We start from the raw sequence: 16,103 nt of genomic DNA, 5'->3' as shown, positions 1-16,103 counted from the left end.
AAAACGGAATCGGTTGACCCATCGTGACCGCTCAGCGTACAAAACTCTCTCCAGCGTGAAGGCCGTGTGCAAATCGGTCACGATCACCGGAATGACCGGTCACGTTCGCCGGAATACGCAGGCTAAACTGAACGCAGCCCACTCATTGACTACCAGCGGCCCAATCCACTGAAATAACGCTTCCCGCTCATGAGTACGAGTCGTGGAATAAACGCAGTGATTGTCGCTTAAGCGTGCTTCGGTGTAAGCGCGGGCCCAAGGCAGCAACCGAAAATAGGCCTCAATATCCGCTTGGCGTAGCGCGTTGCGAAGGAGCATCGTCGCGCTGCCGATGATTTGGCCTTGGTCGTCCGCGTAGTTAAACGGCGGGTACTCTTCCGTGTTGATAGTGAGCGGCATCGCTTGAAGCGGCAGGCTGCAGCTACCCATAGCGCTGATAAGAGCAACGCCCATGCGGTATCGCCATTGGCAAATTACGTCATTAGCCACCATTATTTACCTCTGAGACCGCTCTGCCTGCACTCTGTCTAATGCTTGTTGCATCAGCGCTACCAAGCGCTGATCTGTAGCTTGGTTTATGGCAAAGTATAGCGAAGATTCACTGAGCGTGTGTACCGGGATTAAATTATCTTTAGTGTAGCCTCTGGATTTAGCTATCCAGGCAGCTACATCCTCACTATAAGCCCATAAATCAACCCGCCCGCGGGTCAGCATTTTGAGCGCGCTGCGGTTATCAATGGCGGTTACTAGCAGGCGACCAGGGTAACCTGCTTCCAACAGTGCCTGGGCACCAATATCTTCACGAATCACTGCCACGGTCAGTTCGCGATCAATGGCTTGAACTAACGAATCAATCGTGATCGGTGCGTCACGATGGGCGAGCAGTACGACTCGATCCTGAGCAATCGGCCCCACCCAGTGAAAATTGGCCTCCCGTGCAGGCGTGCGAGTAGTTGAAAATAGCACCATGTTAGGCTGACTTAGCGCCATCTCATAGCCGCGGACCCATGGATAATAACGAATATCCTGAGGACTAAATGGTGTTTTAGTCGCGGCAAACATCTCTTCCAATAACTCAATTGATAGACCTGTTAACTCCTGATTGTCGACATTGCTATTATCAGCGATATAGTTGTAGGGAGGGTATTCTTCAGTAATAAAGGTTAATGACGCCAAGGTGAGGGGCGCTTCAGCATATGTGCTAGAAACCATTGCTAGGCAAAGACACAACACAGCCATCAACCTTTTTAAAAGGCATGGATATAATAACCGTGAAGGTGGTGGGACTAATCCCATTGCTGTCTACCCATTTGACCTGTCAGTCAATCAAACTTAGAGCAACGCTGGTCATCTGTCACCACTAATCTGCCAACGCAAGCCGTGGCATATTGCTGGCTCCACCTGCTAGGCTTACGACTTCCTCTGTGAGAGTAAACTAATGCTGCCTGCTACTACTGCTAAGGCGATGAATGGCTACGCATCGCGTCGAGAGATTTTTGGCTGGGCGATGTTTGATTTTGCCAACCAGGCTTACACGCTACTGATAATTACCGTGGTCTTTGGCGAGCTATTTACCACGGTCATCGTCGGGGATCGGGGTGATAACTTCCGACTTGCCAACTTCTTATGGAGCCTTGGTCTGGCTATCAGCTATCTGATGGTAGTGATCACGGCCCCATTGTGTGGCGCGGTGATGGACTACCGGGCTGAGAAAAAGCGTTTTCTGCTCATCAGCTATCTTGCCACCGTGGTCACGACGGCCATGCTGTACTTTGTTGAACCCGGCTACGTCATTATTGGCCTGCTATTAATTGTGCTGTCTAATTACGCTTATTCCATGGGGGAGTCGTTTATAGCCGCCTTTTTACCTGAACTGGGGCCGCCAGAGTCGCTGGGTAAAATTTCCGGCTTTGGCTGGGCGTTAGGCTACATTGGCGGACTATTTGCAGCAGGCTTTACTCTGGTGGTGCTAGGTGAGGCAAGCGCGGATAATTTTGAACGTATACGCTGGGTGGGTCCCTTTGCCGCCGGCTTTTTCTTGATTACCGCCATTCCCACTTTTTTATGGCTAAAAGAGCGTGGTACGCCTCAGCCTCGTGGCGTCTCGTACCGTCATATTGCCTTGAAGCGGGTGACATCCACGCTGCATGAACTGCGTTATTTCAAAGACCTGGCCGTGTTTTTAATATCGCTGTTGTTCTCAATGGCCGGTGTTTACATCATTATCGCGTTTGCATTTATCTATGGTGCCCAAGTGATTGGCTGGGACGAGAGTGTACGCAATATCATGTTTATTATTGTTCAAGTTACCGCGGCGGCGGGGGCGCTGGGGTTTGGTTGGTTACAGGATCGGCTAGGTGCCAAGCACACTTACCAAATGACGCTGGCGCTCTGGGTGCTGGCGATTATTGCCATCTGGGCAACCCCGGAGCTTACCCAGTGGATCAACGAACAGTTTGAGGTGCAGTGGCAGGCCCAGTACGTATTCTTGGTAGTGGGTTGCTTGGCGGGGCTGAGCCTTGGTTCTAGCCAATCTGCCAGCCGGGCACTGGTTGGTCTATTTTCACCGCTGGAAAAATCAGCTGAGTTTTTCGGTTTCTGGGGGTTGGCCAATAAGTTGGCGGGGGTGTTTGGTATCGTCATGCTGGGTGTGTTGCAAACGCTCATTGGCTTGCAAGCGTCTATTCTATTATGTGTGGCCTTGTTCGTTATCGCGATGCTAATTTGCGCTAAGGTCAACGAGCGCCGCGGCCGGGAGGCTGCGCTTGCCTGGGAAAACACACAATAGGGATAGCTGGGTGCCCCTACGCCCCTACCTCTGCGAGGTGAACGATGGTGACGCAGACAGCAACGCCAATAGCACAGCGTGGTGGCATCGTCATGATGCTGTTGTTTTGGGTGCTGTTAATGGCCGTTGGGACGTGGTGGATACACGGTGGCCTGGAGGAGATGATGCGCCCCAACGCCAACATCGTGCATACCTTGCCTGCGGGTGAGCCGATTACCTTAAAGCGTAATCGTGCTGGTCATTTTGAGGCGCCCGGCCGAATTAATGGTGAGCCCGTCACCTTTTTGCTCGACACGGGCGCCACTTATGTAGCGGTATCGGCCGCTTTGGCCGATGAGCTGGGCTTGGCGCCGGGGCGCAGTGCTTGGTTTAATACCGCCAATGGCCGAGTAGAAGGTACCTTAACCGAACTGGATGAGGTTTCCCTGGGCGGGTTAAAAGTGCAAAATGTACAGGGGTCTATTAGCCCTGGCATGGATCGCGACACCGTCCTGCTCGGCATGAGTTTTTTGAACCTCTTGTCGATTGAAATACAGGCAGGTGAGATGGTGCTGAGCCTTCCAGAGTAGTGAGTTCAACTGGTGAAGGTGGAGTTAATAGCAAGAGTTAAACAGCTAGGTTTCAGAAACAGAGTGCCAACACGCTAAGGAGTTGCTATGGGCATTGAAGTAGGTGGATTGTTAGGACTAATTTGGCTTGTTATCGTTATTTGGGCCATCGTCAAAGTGGCCAAAAGCGATGCAGGTGGTTTTGCTAAACTGATCTGGATTCTAGTATTGCTGTTCTTCCCATTGATCGGTTTGATTGCGTGGTTCTTGTTTGGTCCGAAGGGATAGCAGCCTAGCTGAGTGCGATCAAATGAAAAAGGCAGGCCTGTGATGGCCTGCCTTTTTGTTAATTTGAGGCTTACTCACTGAATAAAGGACTACTCAAGAGAGCATTACTCAATTGTGTCGTTTCCTTCACCGGGTGGTGCTTTATAATGCCCGGGTATTTTTAACTTTTCCCCGTTGGGCAGGTCGCGCACTTGGGTTGGAATGTAAACACGTTTAATAACACTTTTCGTTTTGCTACTTCCCATGGCAGGTTCCTCTGTCAAATTGTCGACAGTTAGCGTTTCTACATTAGCTTCCGTTGCTGTGAGAATCAAGTGTCAGGCCTTCCGTATCCATCAATAAGCGCAATGGTAACGACAGAGGCGGGTGTTTTGATGGTTTTGAGTTATCCTGAGAGCCAACAATAGGACACCTGCGTTATTACTGGGTGAGCGGGTGAAAAAATAAACAGCCTAAGCGGAGTGCAAAAAGAGGATGGTAGATCATTTGGAACAGCAGTTTCAGGCGCTTGAGTCGCAAGAACCTGTCATGCCTGACTATCCCGATCAAGATCATGTCCTGATCATTGAAGATGATCAGCGCCTGGCGGAACTTACCCGCGATTACTTGGAAGCGAATGGCTTTCAAGTAACGCTGGAAGCTGATGGGGCGAAAGGGGTTGACCGTATTTTAACCCTGCAGCCCGATTTAGTCATTTTAGATCTAATGCTGCCAGGTGAAGATGGTTTGGCTATTTGTCGTCGCGTTAGACCTAACTTTGCTGGCCCGATCATGATGCTGACCGCGCGCACCGACGATCTGGATCAAGTCTTGGGGCTTGAGATGGGCGCTGATGACTATGTGCCTAAACCCGTTCAACCGCGGGTACTGCTGGCGCGTATGCGAGCACTGCTACGTCGCGCTGACGGACCTGCACCGGACGGTGAAATGCGGTTGCGCTTTGAAAATCTAGAGATCGATAACGCGACCCGCGAAGCTTGGCTCTCTGGGGAGCGTATCGACCTAACCAGCGCTGAGTTTGACCTGCTGTGGCTGTTGGGCCGTAATGCCGGTCGAGTGCTTACCCGTGAAGAGATATTCAGTGATCTACGGGGAATTAAGTACGACGGCCAGGACCGCTCTATTGATGTTCGTGTGTCGCGTATCCGGCCTAAAATTGGCGATGATCCTAATCAGCCTCACCGAATTAAAACCGTGCGCAGTAAAGGTTATCTCTTCGTTAAAGACAGTTGATCATGCATAGGGAAGGCATCATGCGGCGGGTGCTCAGTAACGGCTCGTTTTTACGCTTCTATTTGTTGCTGGGCGTAGCGTTGTTGGTGGTGTTTGTGATTGCGTTAGCAGGGCGCTCGTTTATCGAGCAGGTGCGCCGCGAAGATTACCGCGAGCAGCTAGCTGCGTTACCTATGTCGCTGATGACGCAACAATTAGCCGACCAGCCTGCAGGCCAGCGAAACGCTTTGCTTGCGCGTTTTTCCGAGCAACTTGAGTTGCAGTTGACCCTGCAGCCTATCAACGAAGCTGATCTTGGCTATTTTGAGCGATCACGCCTAGAGCAGGGCAAGATACTGGTCGCCGAGAGGCCGTGGTTATTACAGCAACGCTTACCGGGCGATACATGGTTACTGCAAGCTAGGCTTGAAGAGTGGAGTGAGCATCAGTGGCACGGCAGCATTTCTCTGTTGGGGGACTGGCTCGCGGCTGCGCCCGAAAATGAGCGAGAAAACCGCATCGCCCAGTTGCGCCAAGGCAGCTGGCCGCTTCAGCTATTGTCTACTTTGCCAGCCGGTCTATCGCCCCAGCAGCAGGCCCAGATGGAGAGTGGCGGCGTCATCACTCAGTTAGTCTCTGATAAGCTCTCCATCACGCTGCTTTATCAACTGCCAGGCGAATCCCAGTGGCTGCAAGCTGGGCCTATCTCTCGCGGCGATACACTGCCACCTAATTTGCACCTGCCGCTTCTGGTGGGGCTGATGATCGTGCTCAGCCTGATCATCTATTTAATTATGCGCAGTATTGAGGCCCGAATGGCGCGGCTAGAGCTGGCCGCGACCAGGATCGCGAGTGGCCGTTTGGAAACGCGGGTAAAAGTGGAAAGCGGTGACTTTTTAGGGCGATTAGGTATGGCGTTTAACGGCATGGCCAATCAGGTGCAGAGCCTGCTGCGTGGTCAGCAAGAAATGATTCGCGCGGTCTCCCACGAGCTGCGTACCCCGGTCGCCCGTATTCGCTTTGCCGTGCAAATGGTCGAAGATATGACCGACCAGCCCGCTATTCGCCGGCAGTTGCAGGGTATTGATGCGGATATTGCCGAACTTGATGAATTAGTCGATGAAATACTCACCTATGCACGTTTAGGCGGTGAAACGGTCAATGGCGCTGAACTTGAAACGTCACTGGTGGAGTGCCGTGCCATGGCGGAACGCGTGATTGATACTCTTTCACCGCTGCATAAAGAGTTAACGTTAACGCTGGCGGCCGGCCCTGAAATTGAGCTGTTGGCGGAGCCACGCTATCTTCAGCGCGCCCTGCAGAATTTAGTCGGAAATGCCTGTCGGCATGCCAAATCTCAGGTGGTGATCCAGCTGTGGGATGAGCCCAACTTGGTGCGTATCGATGTCGAAGATGACGGCCCGGGTATTCCGCCCGAAGCGCGGGCAGATATCTTTAAACCGTTCGCCCGGCTGGATGACAGCCGCGCCCGCAGTTCCGGTGGCTACGGGTTAGGGCTTTCGATTGTGCAGAAAATCATGGCCGGGCACGGCGGCAGCGTAACCATCGATACCAGCCCCACCCTGTGCGGTGCGCGCTTTACGCTGCTGGTTCCCCGTCGCGATCCGCTGGCTTAACCCCCGCTAGCACCGCAAAGGAGGTTTCCCGCGCGGTGCGCAAAAAATCCTGCATCCACGGCGCTTCCATAGTCTCTTCACGAATCGCCGCATATAGCGTGCTCCATACCCCATGCTCGCCCAGCTTTACCGCGCTGACGTAGTCGCGTTCTAAATATTCGGTGAGCGCCCAGTTGGGCAGCGCACATACGCCGCGCCCACTGGCTACTAACTGCATCATCATAATCGTCAATTCGGCGGTGCGGATCTCCCGAGGGCGTACATTCGCCGGTTGCAAAAACTGAGTAAAAATATCCAACCGTGATTGCTCAACGGGATACGTGATCAAGGTTTCATCCGCCAGTGCCTGGGGCTCTATAAAGCCCTGGCCTGCAAAAGCGTGCTGGCGGGCGACGGCTAATAATCCCTCATAGCGAAACAGCGGGGCGTAGTGAATGCCATCAAGCGGTTGGGGGTCGGCGGTGATCACTAGATCCAACTGCTCGCGGGCAAGCGCTGGAAGCGGGTCGAAGTGGTGGCCACTGGGAATATCGATTTCCACCTCCGGCCAGTGATCGCGAAAGTAATCCACCGTCGGCATCAGCCACTGAAAGCAACTGTGGCACTCAATGGCCATATGCAAACGCCCCTGCTCGGTGCCTGCCAAGCGCGCCAAATCCCGCTCTGCTTTGCGTACCTCGGGCAATACTTGATCGGCTAAGGCGAGCAGCCGTAAGCCTGCGCGGGTAAATTCCACCGGGCGGGTTTTGCGCACGAATAGCGGGCTATTCACGCGGCTCTCCAAGTCTTTCAGCTGGTGAGAAAGCGCAGATTGGGTTAAATGCACGCGATCGGCAGCATCGACCAAAGAGCCGGTTTCGCGCAGAGCCAGCAGGGTGCGTAGATGTCGCAGTTCAATCATTGTGAGTATTTTTCATCTTTACTATTAGAAACTTTAGTTTGATTCACTAAGACGTGGTACCCAGACTGTGTGAATTCATTCACGTTGGTAGGGTTCATCATGACAGTTTCTCATATTCTCGGCTATCCCCGTATCGGTGCTCAGCGCGAACTCAAAAAGGCCACTGAGGCATACTGGAAGGGCGAATGCACTCGTAGCGAACTTGAAAGCACTGGTCGCGAGCTTCGCTTGCGCCATTGGCAGACGCAGCAGGATGCTGGGCTGGATTTTGTTAGTGTTGGTGATTTTGCTTTTTACGATCAAGTGCTTAATGTTTCAGTTGCGCTGGGTGCCGTACCTGCTCGTTTTAATGCCCAGCATGAAGTGGCTGGTGGCGATATCGACCTAGACACCACCTTTCGCATGGCCCGCGGCCGCGCCCCCAGCGGTGACCCAGCCGCCGCCTGTGAAATGACCAAATACTTCGATACCAACTACCATTACCTCGTCCCCGAACTGCACGAAGGGCAAACCTTTACCCTGGCCTCGAACCGCCTGTTCGACGAGGTGGATGAAGCGTTACGCGCGGGGTTTACCCCGAAAGTAACGCTAACCGGGCCGCTAACGTGGCTATGGCTGGGCAAAACCAAAGGCGATGATTTTGATCGGCTAACGCTGCTGGACAGCGTACTCAACGTGTATGGCGAAATATTAGCGCGGCTCGCTACCCAAGGCATTGAGTGGGTGCAGCTGGACGAGCCCGCGCTGGTGCAGGATCTCCCGCTTAACTGGCAGCAGGCCTATGAGCGTGCCTATCATCGTCTTCAGTCAGCACCGCTAAAGCTGCTGTTAGCTACTTACTTCGGTGGCCTGGGCGATAATCTTTCATTAGCCACCCGTTTACCCGTCGCTGGGTTGCACATCGACGCCGTGCGCGCGCCGCAACAAGTCGAGAGCGTGATTGACCGTCTTGGCCCGCATCAGGTGCTGTCAATAGGGTTTGTTGACGGACGCAATATCTGGCGTGCCGACTTAGCGGCATTGCGCGAACGCTTGTTGCCGTTAAAAGTGCGCCTTGGGCAGCGGCTTTGGTTGGCGCCGAGTTGCTCGTTGCTGCATGTGCCGGTAGATTTGGCGCAGGAAACAGAACTCGGTGAGGAGCTCGTGAGTTGGCTGGCTTTCGCGCAGCAAAAGCTGGCGGAAGTGGTCACCCTGGCGCTGTTGATTGATAACCGAACCACGCCTGAGGATGAGCAGCGTTTGGATGAAGCAACCCGAGCGTTGGATGCCCGGCGTGAGTCAGCGCGTATCCACCAGGCAGTGGTTAGTGAGCGGCTGGCCGCGATTAGCCCTGCCGATAGCCAACGGCAGGCGCCCTACAGCGTGCGTTCTGATGCGCAACGGCGAGCGCTTAAGCTACCGCTGTTTCCGACGACGACGATTGGCTCTTTCCCGCAAACCGATAGTATTCGTGCTGCACGGCGCGCGTTTAAAGCCGGCGAGTTGTCATCAGCTGACTACGAAGCCCGCATGCAGGATGAAATTGCTTACGCGGTTGAGCGTCAGGAAGCGCTGGATATCGATGTGCCAGTGCACGGCGAAGCCGAGCGTAACGACATGGTGGAGTACTTTGGCGAACAGCTTGAAGGGTTTGCCTTTACCCGCTTTGGCTGGGTGCAGAGCTACGGTTCACGCTGTGTTAAGCCGCCGGTTATTTTCGGCGACGTTTCACGCCCTGCACCCATGACCGTTCGCTGGAGCCAGTATGCGCAAACTCTGACTAGCAAACCCATGAAGGGGATGTTGACGGGGCCGGTGACGATTCTGCAGTGGTCGTTTGTGCGCGATGACCAACCGCGGGAAACCACCTGCCGCCAGATTGCCTTGGCGTTGCGCGATGAGGTATTGGATCTGGAAAAAGCTGGGATCAATGTGATTCAAATCGATGAACCGGCGCTTCGCGAAGGGCTGCCACTGCGCCAACATGAGTGGCAGGCATACCTGGATTGGGCAGTCGAGAGCTTTCAGCTAAGTGCCGCAGGCGTTGCCAACACCACCCAGATTCACACCCATATGTGTTACTCGGAGTTCAACGACATCATCGGTGCGATCGCCGCCCTGGATGCCGATGTGATCACCATCGAAACATCGCGCTCGGATATGCACTTGCTGGACGCTTTCCAGGACTTCGCTTATCCCAACGAAATCGGCCCAGGCGTTTACGATATCCACACCCCAAATATTCCCGAGGTGAGCTGGATGGTCGATTTGATGGAAAAAGCCTTAGAGAAGATCCCGGCTGAACGGCTATGGGTAAACCCGGATTGTGGCCTGAAAACGCGCGGCTGGGCGGAAGTGGAGCCAGCGCTGGCTAATATGGTCGAAGCTGCCAAAGTACTGCGCCAACGCTATGCGTAAATGGTTGTAAATACTTTGATTAAGCCTTTCTGGTCAGAATCAACCCCGCTAAAAGCGGGGTTTTGGCTTGAAAACTAGCTTGTCGACGCTTAGCTTTTCGATGCATAGGCGTAGAGCAGGGTTTCCTGGGCGCTGATGGCATCGCTTTTACCTGGGTCCTGAAGCTGGTAGCTGCCGTCGGTCTGTAGCATCCAGCTCTGGCAGTTATCCACCATGTAGGTTTCAAGATCCTTGCGCACACGGGTGGCGAGCTTCTTATCCAGCAGCGGGAAGCAGGTTTCAACACGGTGAAACATATTGCGCGACATAAAGTCGGCGCTTGAGCACCAAGTTTCCGACTTGCCATCATTGTGAAAGTGGAATACGCGGGTGTGTTCAAGCAGGCGGCCGATAATGGAGCGCACACGAATATTCTCGGAAACCCCCGGCACGCCTGGCTTCAAACAGCACATACCGCGAATAATTAAATCGCACTCAACCCCCGCCTGGGAGGCACGGTAGAGCGCTTTGATAAGTTTGGGCTCGGTTAACGAGTTGCATTTAATGATGATATGGGCGCGTTTACCCTTGCGCGCTATCTGCGCTTCACGGTCAATCATTTCCACTAGCCGCTCGTGCAGCGTGAACGGCGCATGCAACAGCGTGTCAATTTTACGTGCGCGGCCCATCCCCGACAGCTGCTGAAACACTTTATGCACATCGGCGCACAGCGCTTTATTGGCAGTCAGTAGGCTGTAGTCGGTATACAGTTTGGCGGTTTTAGAGTGGTAATTACCGGTGCCGAGGTGCGCGTAGTAGCAAAGCTCGCCTTTTTCGCGGCGTACAATGTGCAGCATTTTGGCATGGGTTTTATACGCCATAATGCCGTAAACAACGATGGCCCCTGCCTCCTGCAAGCGTGACGCTAACTGGAGATTGTCCGCTTCATCGAAACGTGCGCGCAGTTCAATAACGACCGTTACTTCTTTGCCCTGGCTAGCCGCTTCTACCAGCGCGCTAACGATAGGAGAGTCTGAGCCCGTACGGTATAGCGTCTGCTTTATAGCCAGTACATGCGGGTCGCGGGCGGCTTCGCGCAGCAGGTCTTCAATCGGTGTAAATGATTGGAAAGGATGATGGAGCAGAATGTCACTCTTAGCGATAGCATCAAACAAACTGCCCGCTTTGAGCGCTTTAGGAATGCTGGGAGTAAACGGGCGATAGAGCAGTTCTGGGCGATCCACATCACCCAGAACTGACATCATGCGGGTTAAATTCACCGGCCCTTTAACGCGATATAAGTCATCGCTCTCTAACTCAAACTGGCGCAGCAAAAAGTTAATTAAGTCATCGGGGCAGCTGTCCGCCACTTCCAGCCGCACACCACTGCCATAACGGCGTGCCAGTAGTTCGCCACGCAGGGCGGAAGCAAGGTCTGAGACCTCCTCTGGGTCAACGCTCATATCCGCATTGCGGGTTAGTCGGAATTGGTAACAGCCGCGCACGCGCATGCCGGGAAATAGCTCATCGGCATGGGCATGAATCATCGAGGACAGGAACACATACTCGGAGAAACCCTCTTCGCATAACTCCTTCGGTAGCGCCATCAAGCGAGGTAGCGAGCGTGGCGCTGGGAGAATAGCCATGCCTCCGGCGCGGCCAAAGGCATCTTTGCCTTCCAGCTCAACAATAAAATTGAGGCTTTTATTGACCAGGCGCGGGAAGGGATGCGACGGGTCAAGACCGATGGGGCTAATAACCGGCATGATTTCGTTATCGAAAAACGCCCGTGTCCAAGCCTTTTGTTGATCGGTCCACTGATCGCGACGACGAAAGCGCAACCCATGAGTCTCCAGGGCGGGCAACAAGGTATCGTTGAGTATTTGATACTGGCGATCAATTTGGGTATGGGCGATCTGAGAAATTTCGGCCAATACGGCTTTAGGCAGTCGGCCATCGGCCGCGGTGGTGTCGTCGCCAAGGGCGATCTGGTGCTTTAATCCCGCTACGCGAATTTCGAAAAATTCATCCATATTGGATGAGAAAATCAGCAAGAACATCAAGCGGTTGAGCAACGGGTGGGCATCGTCTAGCGCTTGTTCCAGCACGCGGATATTGAACTGTAGATGCGACAGCTCGCGATTGAAGTAAAGCTGAGTGTCGTCAAGGTCGGTTTCAGGCAACGTGTCACGCGCTTGAACCCCGGTGGGGGTGCGGTTAATTCGTAGCGGCATATCGCCGTCGCTGCTGGTTTGATCAGTAGACGATAATGGTAAAGAATCTGTCGCTTGCTCGTCCATGGTGGATCTCCCCGCGTTGATGGCTCGAAGGTATCATAGCCTGATATTTGTATAGGAAGGCAGTATGCGGGGAGAAGATGACAAACAAGTGTCACCTTGTTGTCATCTTTGTCGCAGTAGTTTAGTGGCGCTGTAATAAACGCGCTGCGTCGAGAGCGAAATAGGTCAAAATTCCATCGGCACCTGCTCGTTTGAAGCACATCAATGATTCCAAAATCACCGGTTCCGCTTCCAGCCAGCCATTGTCGAAGGCGGCGCGATGCATGGCGTACTCACCGCTGACTTGATAAGCGAAAGTCGGCACTTTTAGCTCAGATTTTACACGGCGAACGACATCCAGGTAAGGCATACCCGGCTTGACCATCACCATGTCGGCGCCTTCGGCGATGTCCATGGCTACTTCATGCAATGCTTCATCGCTGTTGGCAGGGTCCATTTGATAGGTACGCTTGTCGGCTTTGCCCAAGTTGGTGGCTGAGCCAACGGCATCGCGGAAGGGCCCATAGTAGTGGGAGGCATACTTGGCGCTATAAGCCATAATCCGCACGTTGTGGAGATGTTCCTGTTCCAGCACTTGGCGGATCGCGCCGATACGACCATCCATCATGTCGGAAGGCGCCACCACGTCAGCGCCTGCTTCGGCATGGGAGAGTGCCTGTTTAAGCAGCGTATCCACCGTGCGGTCATTCTGCACGTAGCCACTCTCATCGAGAATGCCGTCCTGGCCGTGGCTGGTATACGGGTCGAGCGCCACGTCGGTAATAATGCCGAGTTCGGGAAGGGCTGCTTTAAGGGCGCGCACGCTACGCTGTACTAAGCCGCTGGCGCTATAGGCTTCTTCGGCTAACTCAGTTTTGTGCTCAGGGCCGACAACTGGAAAAAGCGCCAACGCAGGAATGCCCAGTTGGTAAGCCACACGGGCTTGCTCAATCAGTAGGTCGATCGAAAGCCGCTCCACACCGGGCATTGAGGCCACCGCTTCACGCTGGTTGTCGCCTTCCAGTACAAACACCGGCAGGATCAAATCTGACGGGCTAAGGTTGTTCTCCTGCATCAAGCGGCGTGAAAAATCATCGCGGCGCATTCGACGCATGCGTGTGGCGGGGAAGTGACGGGGGGTAGGTATGCTCAAGGGGTGTCTCCATTAAGGAACGCAAATGAGGGTGCCCGAAGGTCTGAATGGAGTATATCAGCCATGCCCTGCGGCGAAAGCCGTCTTGTGACAACAAGGTAGACTGACTAAAGTGAGCAATTGCTTTGCTGTATTGCGATCGGCAGACCCTGGGATAAGGAGATAGGCATGACCAAACAGGTGGCGGTGATTTTAGCTGGCTGCGGCGTTTATGATGGTTCAGAGATATATGAGACGACGTTAACGCTGTTGCGCTTGGATCAGTTGGGTATTGGTTACCACTGTTTTGCCCCGGATATAGAACAGCATCACGTTATCAACCACCTCACGCAAGAGGTAGCGGAAGGTGAACAGCGTAATGTGCTGCAGGAGTCTGCCCGCTTGGCGCGTGGAAACATCCGCCCGTTGGATGAGCTAGACGCTGATAACTTCGATGCCGTAATTGTGCCTGGTGGTTTCGGTGTCGCCAAAAATCTGTCGGATTTCGCCAGTGCCAGCGACAATATGCAGGTGCTGGAAGCGCTAAAAGAGTCGCTGTTTGGTTTTCGTCAAGAGGCCAAACCCATTGGCTTGATGTGTATTTCCCCCGTACTGGTGCCCCGTCTATTGGGTGACGGTATTGCAGTGACCGTGGGTAATGATCCGGCGGTTTCCGGGGCGATTAGTGCCATGGGCGGGTTGCATCGCAGCTGTGCAGTAGAAGATATTGTCGTCGACCTTGAGCACCGCGTGGTGACCACGCCTGCTTATATGCTGGCTACGCGCATTAGTGAAGCGGCCACTGGTATCTTTAAATTGGTAGATCGTATTGCTGAAATGATGGATTAAGTACGCCGTCGTAGAGCAGATAAGAAAGCCGTCGCCATGGTTAATGGCGACGGCTTTTTCAGTATCTGCGTGCTGCGCTGATCTGCTTAGAGATCGGCTTCTTGCTCTTCAGCAGTCTCTTTCTCTTCTTTGCGTTTGCGCACCAAACGGCCAAACAGTAGCCCTACTTCGTAGAGCAGGTACATGGGGATCGCCAGGAGGCTTTGGGAAATCACATCCGGCGGGGTTAGCAGCATACCGATGACAAAGCAGCCTAAAAGAATATAGGGACGTTTTTTGGACAGACTTTCCACCGTCGTGGCGCCAGAGAGGATAAGCAAGAAGGTCGCAATAGGAATTTCAAACGCTACCCCGAAAGCAAAAAACAGTTTAAGAACAAAGTTCAAATACTGGTTAATGTCGGTCATGATCGCGATGTTGTCAGGCCCGGTTTGGGTGAAAAACTCAAACAGCAGCGGAAAAACCACGTAATAGGCAAACGCCGCACCGCCATAGAACAGCGCAATGCTTGAGACCAGAATCGGGATCGCCAGTGCTTTTTCATTGTCGTAAAGCCCCGGCGCGATAAACGCCCAGGCCTGATGCAGCACAAAGGGAATGGCGATAAACACCGCGACGACCAGGGTAAGCTTAAATGGCGCTAAGAATGGCGAGGCCACTTCTGTGGCGATCATTTGCGAGCCTTCGGGCAGCAGATCCATTAACGGCTCGGCGACGAAGGTATAAATATCATTGGCAAATGAATAAAGGCCCAAAAAGACTACCAGAATCACGATCACGGCGCGCATCAACCGTGAACGTAGTTCAATCAGGTGCTCAATAAGAGGGGCTTGGCTTTGGTCTTCACGCGGCTCCTTTGAATCGCCAGACATACTCATTGGTGGTTACGATCCTTATTTGATGCAGCCTTTTGTGATTCAGTCGGCTCAGGTTCTATCGATGAAGGAGGCGTTTCTTCACGTACCGTTTGCAGGGCATCATCCAATCGGGAGCTCGCCTTGGCGACGCGCTGCTCTGTCTCGCTCTGCGTCGCTTTGGTTGCTGGCGCTGACCGAGGAGTAGAAGGGGTATCGGCAATACTCTCTACATCCAGCTTGGCTTTTTTCAAGCTATCGTCGAGCTTCTTCTGCTGTTCGTTAAGCTTTTGGCGTAACTCTTCTGCTTCAAGCTGAGCGCTAATTTCACGCTGCATGCCGGATACCGTGCGCTTGATTTTGCCAATCCACATACCCGTCGTGCGAGCGGCCCTAGGCAGCCGCTCCGGGCCAAGCACCAACAGCCCGACGATGCCAATGAGCATTAGTTCAAGAAAGCCGATATCCAGCATGGTTTATTTGCGCTCTTCGTTACGTTCGTTGGCGGCCTGTTTCTCTTCGGCTTGAACGTCATAAGTGTTGCCAGGCTCTTCATGGCTCACTTTGGCATGCGGTTGGTCAGCGTCTTCTTTATCCGTCTCTTTATTTTTCTCTTCATCGTGCATGGCTTTCTTGAAGCCCTTGACCGCCCCGCCTAGGTCGGTGCCCACATTACGCAGTTTTTTGGTGCCGAAAACCAGGATGATGATGCCCAGGACAATCAGCAACTGCCAAATACTAATACCACCTAACATATGCGTTTCCTCATGGGAGCAGGTTGACTATCTTTTTTCCAGCTTGGTTTTCACTATACGACAGTTTCTGTGACCGCTATGGCTGACGAGACGCTTTTTCTTCGTGCCCGGAAATGCCAACGCGTCGCGCCAGTTCGTCTAAAACAGCCTGATGATCCATCCCCAGGTGCGACAGCATCACCATACTATGAAACCACAGGTCGGCCGTTTCAGAAATCAACGCTTGGCGCTCAGCCTCACCACCGTGCTCCGCATCTTTTGCCGCAAGCACTGTTTCAGTCGCTTCTTCGCCAATCTTTTCGAGTATCATGTTCAAACCCTTATGATGCAAGGAGGCAACATAAGAATCTTCTGCTGCTGCGTGTCGCCGCTGCTTTAGTACCTCATTGAGAGTATCCAGCACAGACGCACTGTTTGTCGAAAAAGTGTTGGTTGGTAAATTGTCAGGCGATAATGAGTTGCTGTCCATGGGAATCCTTATAAA

The 16,103-nt window shown here is 53.3% G+C and carries 16 protein-coding genes; 7 read left to right on the top strand and 9 right to left on the bottom strand.

The annotated features are described in order from the left end of the window. Positions 1 to 99: 99 nt before the first annotated feature. A complete protein-coding gene (locus V8L70_RS15570) occupies positions 100 to 453 on the bottom strand; it encodes a transporter substrate-binding domain-containing protein (protein ID WP_336270064.1) in 354 nt (117 codons plus the stop codon). Positions 454 to 495: 42 nt separating this feature from the next. Beyond that, positions 496 to 1,176: a substrate-binding periplasmic protein gene (locus tag V8L70_RS15565; protein WP_336270063.1), complete on the bottom strand. Its 681-nt coding sequence runs from the start codon at positions 1,174 to 1,176 to the stop codon at positions 496 to 498. Between the two features lie 262 nt (positions 1,177 to 1,438). Here V8L70_RS15565 and V8L70_RS15560 point away from each other — a divergent pair, with 262 nt between their 5' ends. The 5 genes from V8L70_RS15560 (at position 1,439) to V8L70_RS15540 (ending at position 6,473) form a co-directional block, all read left to right on the top strand. Beyond that, positions 1,439 to 2,788 (top strand): MFS transporter, encoded by a 1,350-nt coding sequence (locus V8L70_RS15560; protein ID WP_035562045.1) that lies wholly within the window; start codon positions 1,439 to 1,441, stop codon positions 2,786 to 2,788. 44 nt (positions 2,789 to 2,832) lie between these two features. Then, positions 2,833 to 3,357, top strand: coding sequence for a retropepsin-like aspartic protease family protein (locus V8L70_RS15555; RefSeq protein WP_035562048.1), 525 nt, complete (start codon positions 2,833 to 2,835; stop codon positions 3,355 to 3,357). Positions 3,358 to 3,444: 87 nt separating this feature from the next. Then, a complete protein-coding gene (locus V8L70_RS15550; RefSeq protein ID WP_008957563.1) occupies positions 3,445 to 3,624 on the top strand; it encodes a PLDc N-terminal domain-containing protein in 180 nt (59 codons plus the stop codon). A gap of 474 nt (positions 3,625 to 4,098) precedes the next feature. Further along, positions 4,099 to 4,857 (top strand): winged helix-turn-helix domain-containing protein, encoded by a 759-nt coding sequence (locus V8L70_RS15545; protein ID WP_008957562.1) that lies wholly within the window; start codon positions 4,099 to 4,101, stop codon positions 4,855 to 4,857. A gap of 20 nt (positions 4,858 to 4,877) precedes the next feature. Further along, positions 4,878 to 6,473: an ATP-binding protein gene (locus V8L70_RS15540; protein ID WP_336270062.1), complete on the top strand. Its 1,596-nt coding sequence runs from the start codon at positions 4,878 to 4,880 to the stop codon at positions 6,471 to 6,473. Here V8L70_RS15540 and V8L70_RS15535 read toward each other — a convergent pair. After that, positions 6,436 to 7,374 (bottom strand): LysR family transcriptional regulator, encoded by a 939-nt coding sequence (locus V8L70_RS15535; protein ID WP_336270061.1) that lies wholly within the window; start codon positions 7,372 to 7,374, stop codon positions 6,436 to 6,438. The genes V8L70_RS15540 and V8L70_RS15535 overlap by 38 nt on opposite strands. Positions 7,375 to 7,473: 99 nt before the next feature. On the opposite strand from V8L70_RS15535, the gene metE reads away from it, so the two are divergent. Further along, positions 7,474 to 9,771: a 5-methyltetrahydropteroyltriglutamate--homocysteine S-methyltransferase gene (metE, locus tag V8L70_RS15530; RefSeq protein WP_336270060.1), complete on the top strand. Its 2,298-nt coding sequence runs from the start codon at positions 7,474 to 7,476 to the stop codon at positions 9,769 to 9,771. 89 nt (positions 9,772 to 9,860) lie between these two features. On the opposite strand, the gene ppk1 is transcribed toward metE, so the two are convergent. Both ppk1 and hemB read right to left on the bottom strand, forming a co-directional pair. After that, entirely contained in the window at positions 9,861 to 12,050 is a 2,190-nt protein-coding gene (ppk1, locus tag V8L70_RS15525) for a polyphosphate kinase 1 (RefSeq protein ID WP_336270059.1), read from the bottom strand. A gap of 121 nt (positions 12,051 to 12,171) precedes the next feature. Then, positions 12,172 to 13,182, bottom strand: coding sequence for a porphobilinogen synthase (hemB, locus tag V8L70_RS15520; RefSeq protein WP_336270057.1), 1,011 nt, complete (start codon positions 13,180 to 13,182; stop codon positions 12,172 to 12,174). A gap of 168 nt (positions 13,183 to 13,350) precedes the next feature. On the opposite strand from hemB, the gene elbB reads away from it, so the two are divergent. Next, positions 13,351 to 14,010 (top strand): isoprenoid biosynthesis glyoxalase ElbB, encoded by a 660-nt coding sequence (gene elbB / locus V8L70_RS15515; protein ID WP_336270056.1) that lies wholly within the window; start codon positions 13,351 to 13,353, stop codon positions 14,008 to 14,010. 86 nt (positions 14,011 to 14,096) lie between these two features. Here the strand turns inward: elbB and tatC are convergent, their stop codons facing one another. From tatC to V8L70_RS15495, 4 genes are all read right to left on the bottom strand, one after another. Continuing rightward, entirely contained in the window at positions 14,097 to 14,888 is a 792-nt protein-coding gene (tatC, locus tag V8L70_RS15510; protein ID WP_336270055.1) for a twin-arginine translocase subunit TatC, read from the bottom strand. Then, the gene (tatB, locus tag V8L70_RS15505; RefSeq protein ID WP_101147569.1) at positions 14,885 to 15,337 is read right to left on the bottom strand and encodes a Sec-independent protein translocase protein TatB; all 453 of its coding nucleotides are present in this window, start codon (positions 15,335 to 15,337) and stop codon (positions 14,885 to 14,887) included. Before tatB ends, tatC begins: the two co-directional genes overlap by 4 nt. A 3-nt stretch (positions 15,338 to 15,340) precedes the next feature. Next, entirely contained in the window at positions 15,341 to 15,619 is a 279-nt protein-coding gene (gene tatA, locus V8L70_RS15500; RefSeq protein ID WP_035562075.1) for a Sec-independent protein translocase subunit TatA, read from the bottom strand. 76 nt (positions 15,620 to 15,695) lie between these two features. Next, complete coding sequence (locus V8L70_RS15495; RefSeq protein WP_101147568.1) at positions 15,696 to 16,088, bottom strand: phosphoribosyl-ATP diphosphatase; 393 nt, start codon at positions 16,086 to 16,088, stop codon at positions 15,696 to 15,698. Between the last annotated feature and the right edge of the window lie 15 nt (positions 16,089 to 16,103).

The organism is Vreelandella arctica (genome assembly GCF_037070215.1).
GTDB classification, from domain to species: Bacteria; Pseudomonadota; Gammaproteobacteria; order Pseudomonadales; family Halomonadaceae; genus Vreelandella; species Vreelandella arctica.
Note: the sequence above shows the minus strand (reverse complement) of the source record. Positions and strands in the feature narration are given on the sequence as shown.

Excerpts from the sequence above, each read along its gene's own strand:
- V8L70_RS15570 (WP_336270064.1), bottom strand. The coding sequence starts at position 453 with ATGGGCGTTGCTCTTATCAGCGCTATGGGTAGCTGCAGCCTGCCGCTT.
- V8L70_RS15560 (WP_035562045.1), top strand. The coding sequence starts at position 1,439 with ATGCTGCCTGCTACTACTGCTAAGGCGATGAATGGCTACGCATCGCGT.
- V8L70_RS15555 (WP_035562048.1), top strand. The coding sequence starts at position 2,833 with ATGGTGACGCAGACAGCAACGCCAATAGCACAGCGTGGTGGCATCGTC.
- V8L70_RS15550 (WP_008957563.1), top strand. The coding sequence starts at position 3,445 with ATGGGCATTGAAGTAGGTGGATTGTTAGGACTAATTTGGCTTGTTATC.
- V8L70_RS15545 (WP_008957562.1), top strand. The coding sequence starts at position 4,099 with ATGGTAGATCATTTGGAACAGCAGTTTCAGGCGCTTGAGTCGCAAGAA.
- V8L70_RS15540 (WP_336270062.1), top strand. The coding sequence starts at position 4,878 with ATGCGGCGGGTGCTCAGTAACGGCTCGTTTTTACGCTTCTATTTGTTG.
- V8L70_RS15535 (WP_336270061.1), bottom strand. The coding sequence starts at position 7,374 with ATGATTGAACTGCGACATCTACGCACCCTGCTGGCTCTGCGCGAAACC.
- metE (WP_336270060.1), top strand. The coding sequence starts at position 7,474 with ATGACAGTTTCTCATATTCTCGGCTATCCCCGTATCGGTGCTCAGCGC.
- ppk1 (WP_336270059.1), bottom strand. The coding sequence starts at position 12,050 with ATGGACGAGCAAGCGACAGATTCTTTACCATTATCGTCTACTGATCAA.
- elbB (WP_336270056.1), top strand. The coding sequence starts at position 13,351 with ATGACCAAACAGGTGGCGGTGATTTTAGCTGGCTGCGGCGTTTATGAT.
- tatC (WP_336270055.1), bottom strand. The coding sequence starts at position 14,888 with ATGAGTATGTCTGGCGATTCAAAGGAGCCGCGTGAAGACCAAAGCCAA.
- tatB (WP_101147569.1), bottom strand. The coding sequence starts at position 15,337 with ATGCTGGATATCGGCTTTCTTGAACTAATGCTCATTGGCATCGTCGGG.
- tatA (WP_035562075.1), bottom strand. The coding sequence starts at position 15,619 with ATGTTAGGTGGTATTAGTATTTGGCAGTTGCTGATTGTCCTGGGCATC.
- V8L70_RS15495 (WP_101147568.1), bottom strand. The coding sequence starts at position 16,088 with ATGGACAGCAACTCATTATCGCCTGACAATTTACCAACCAACACTTTT.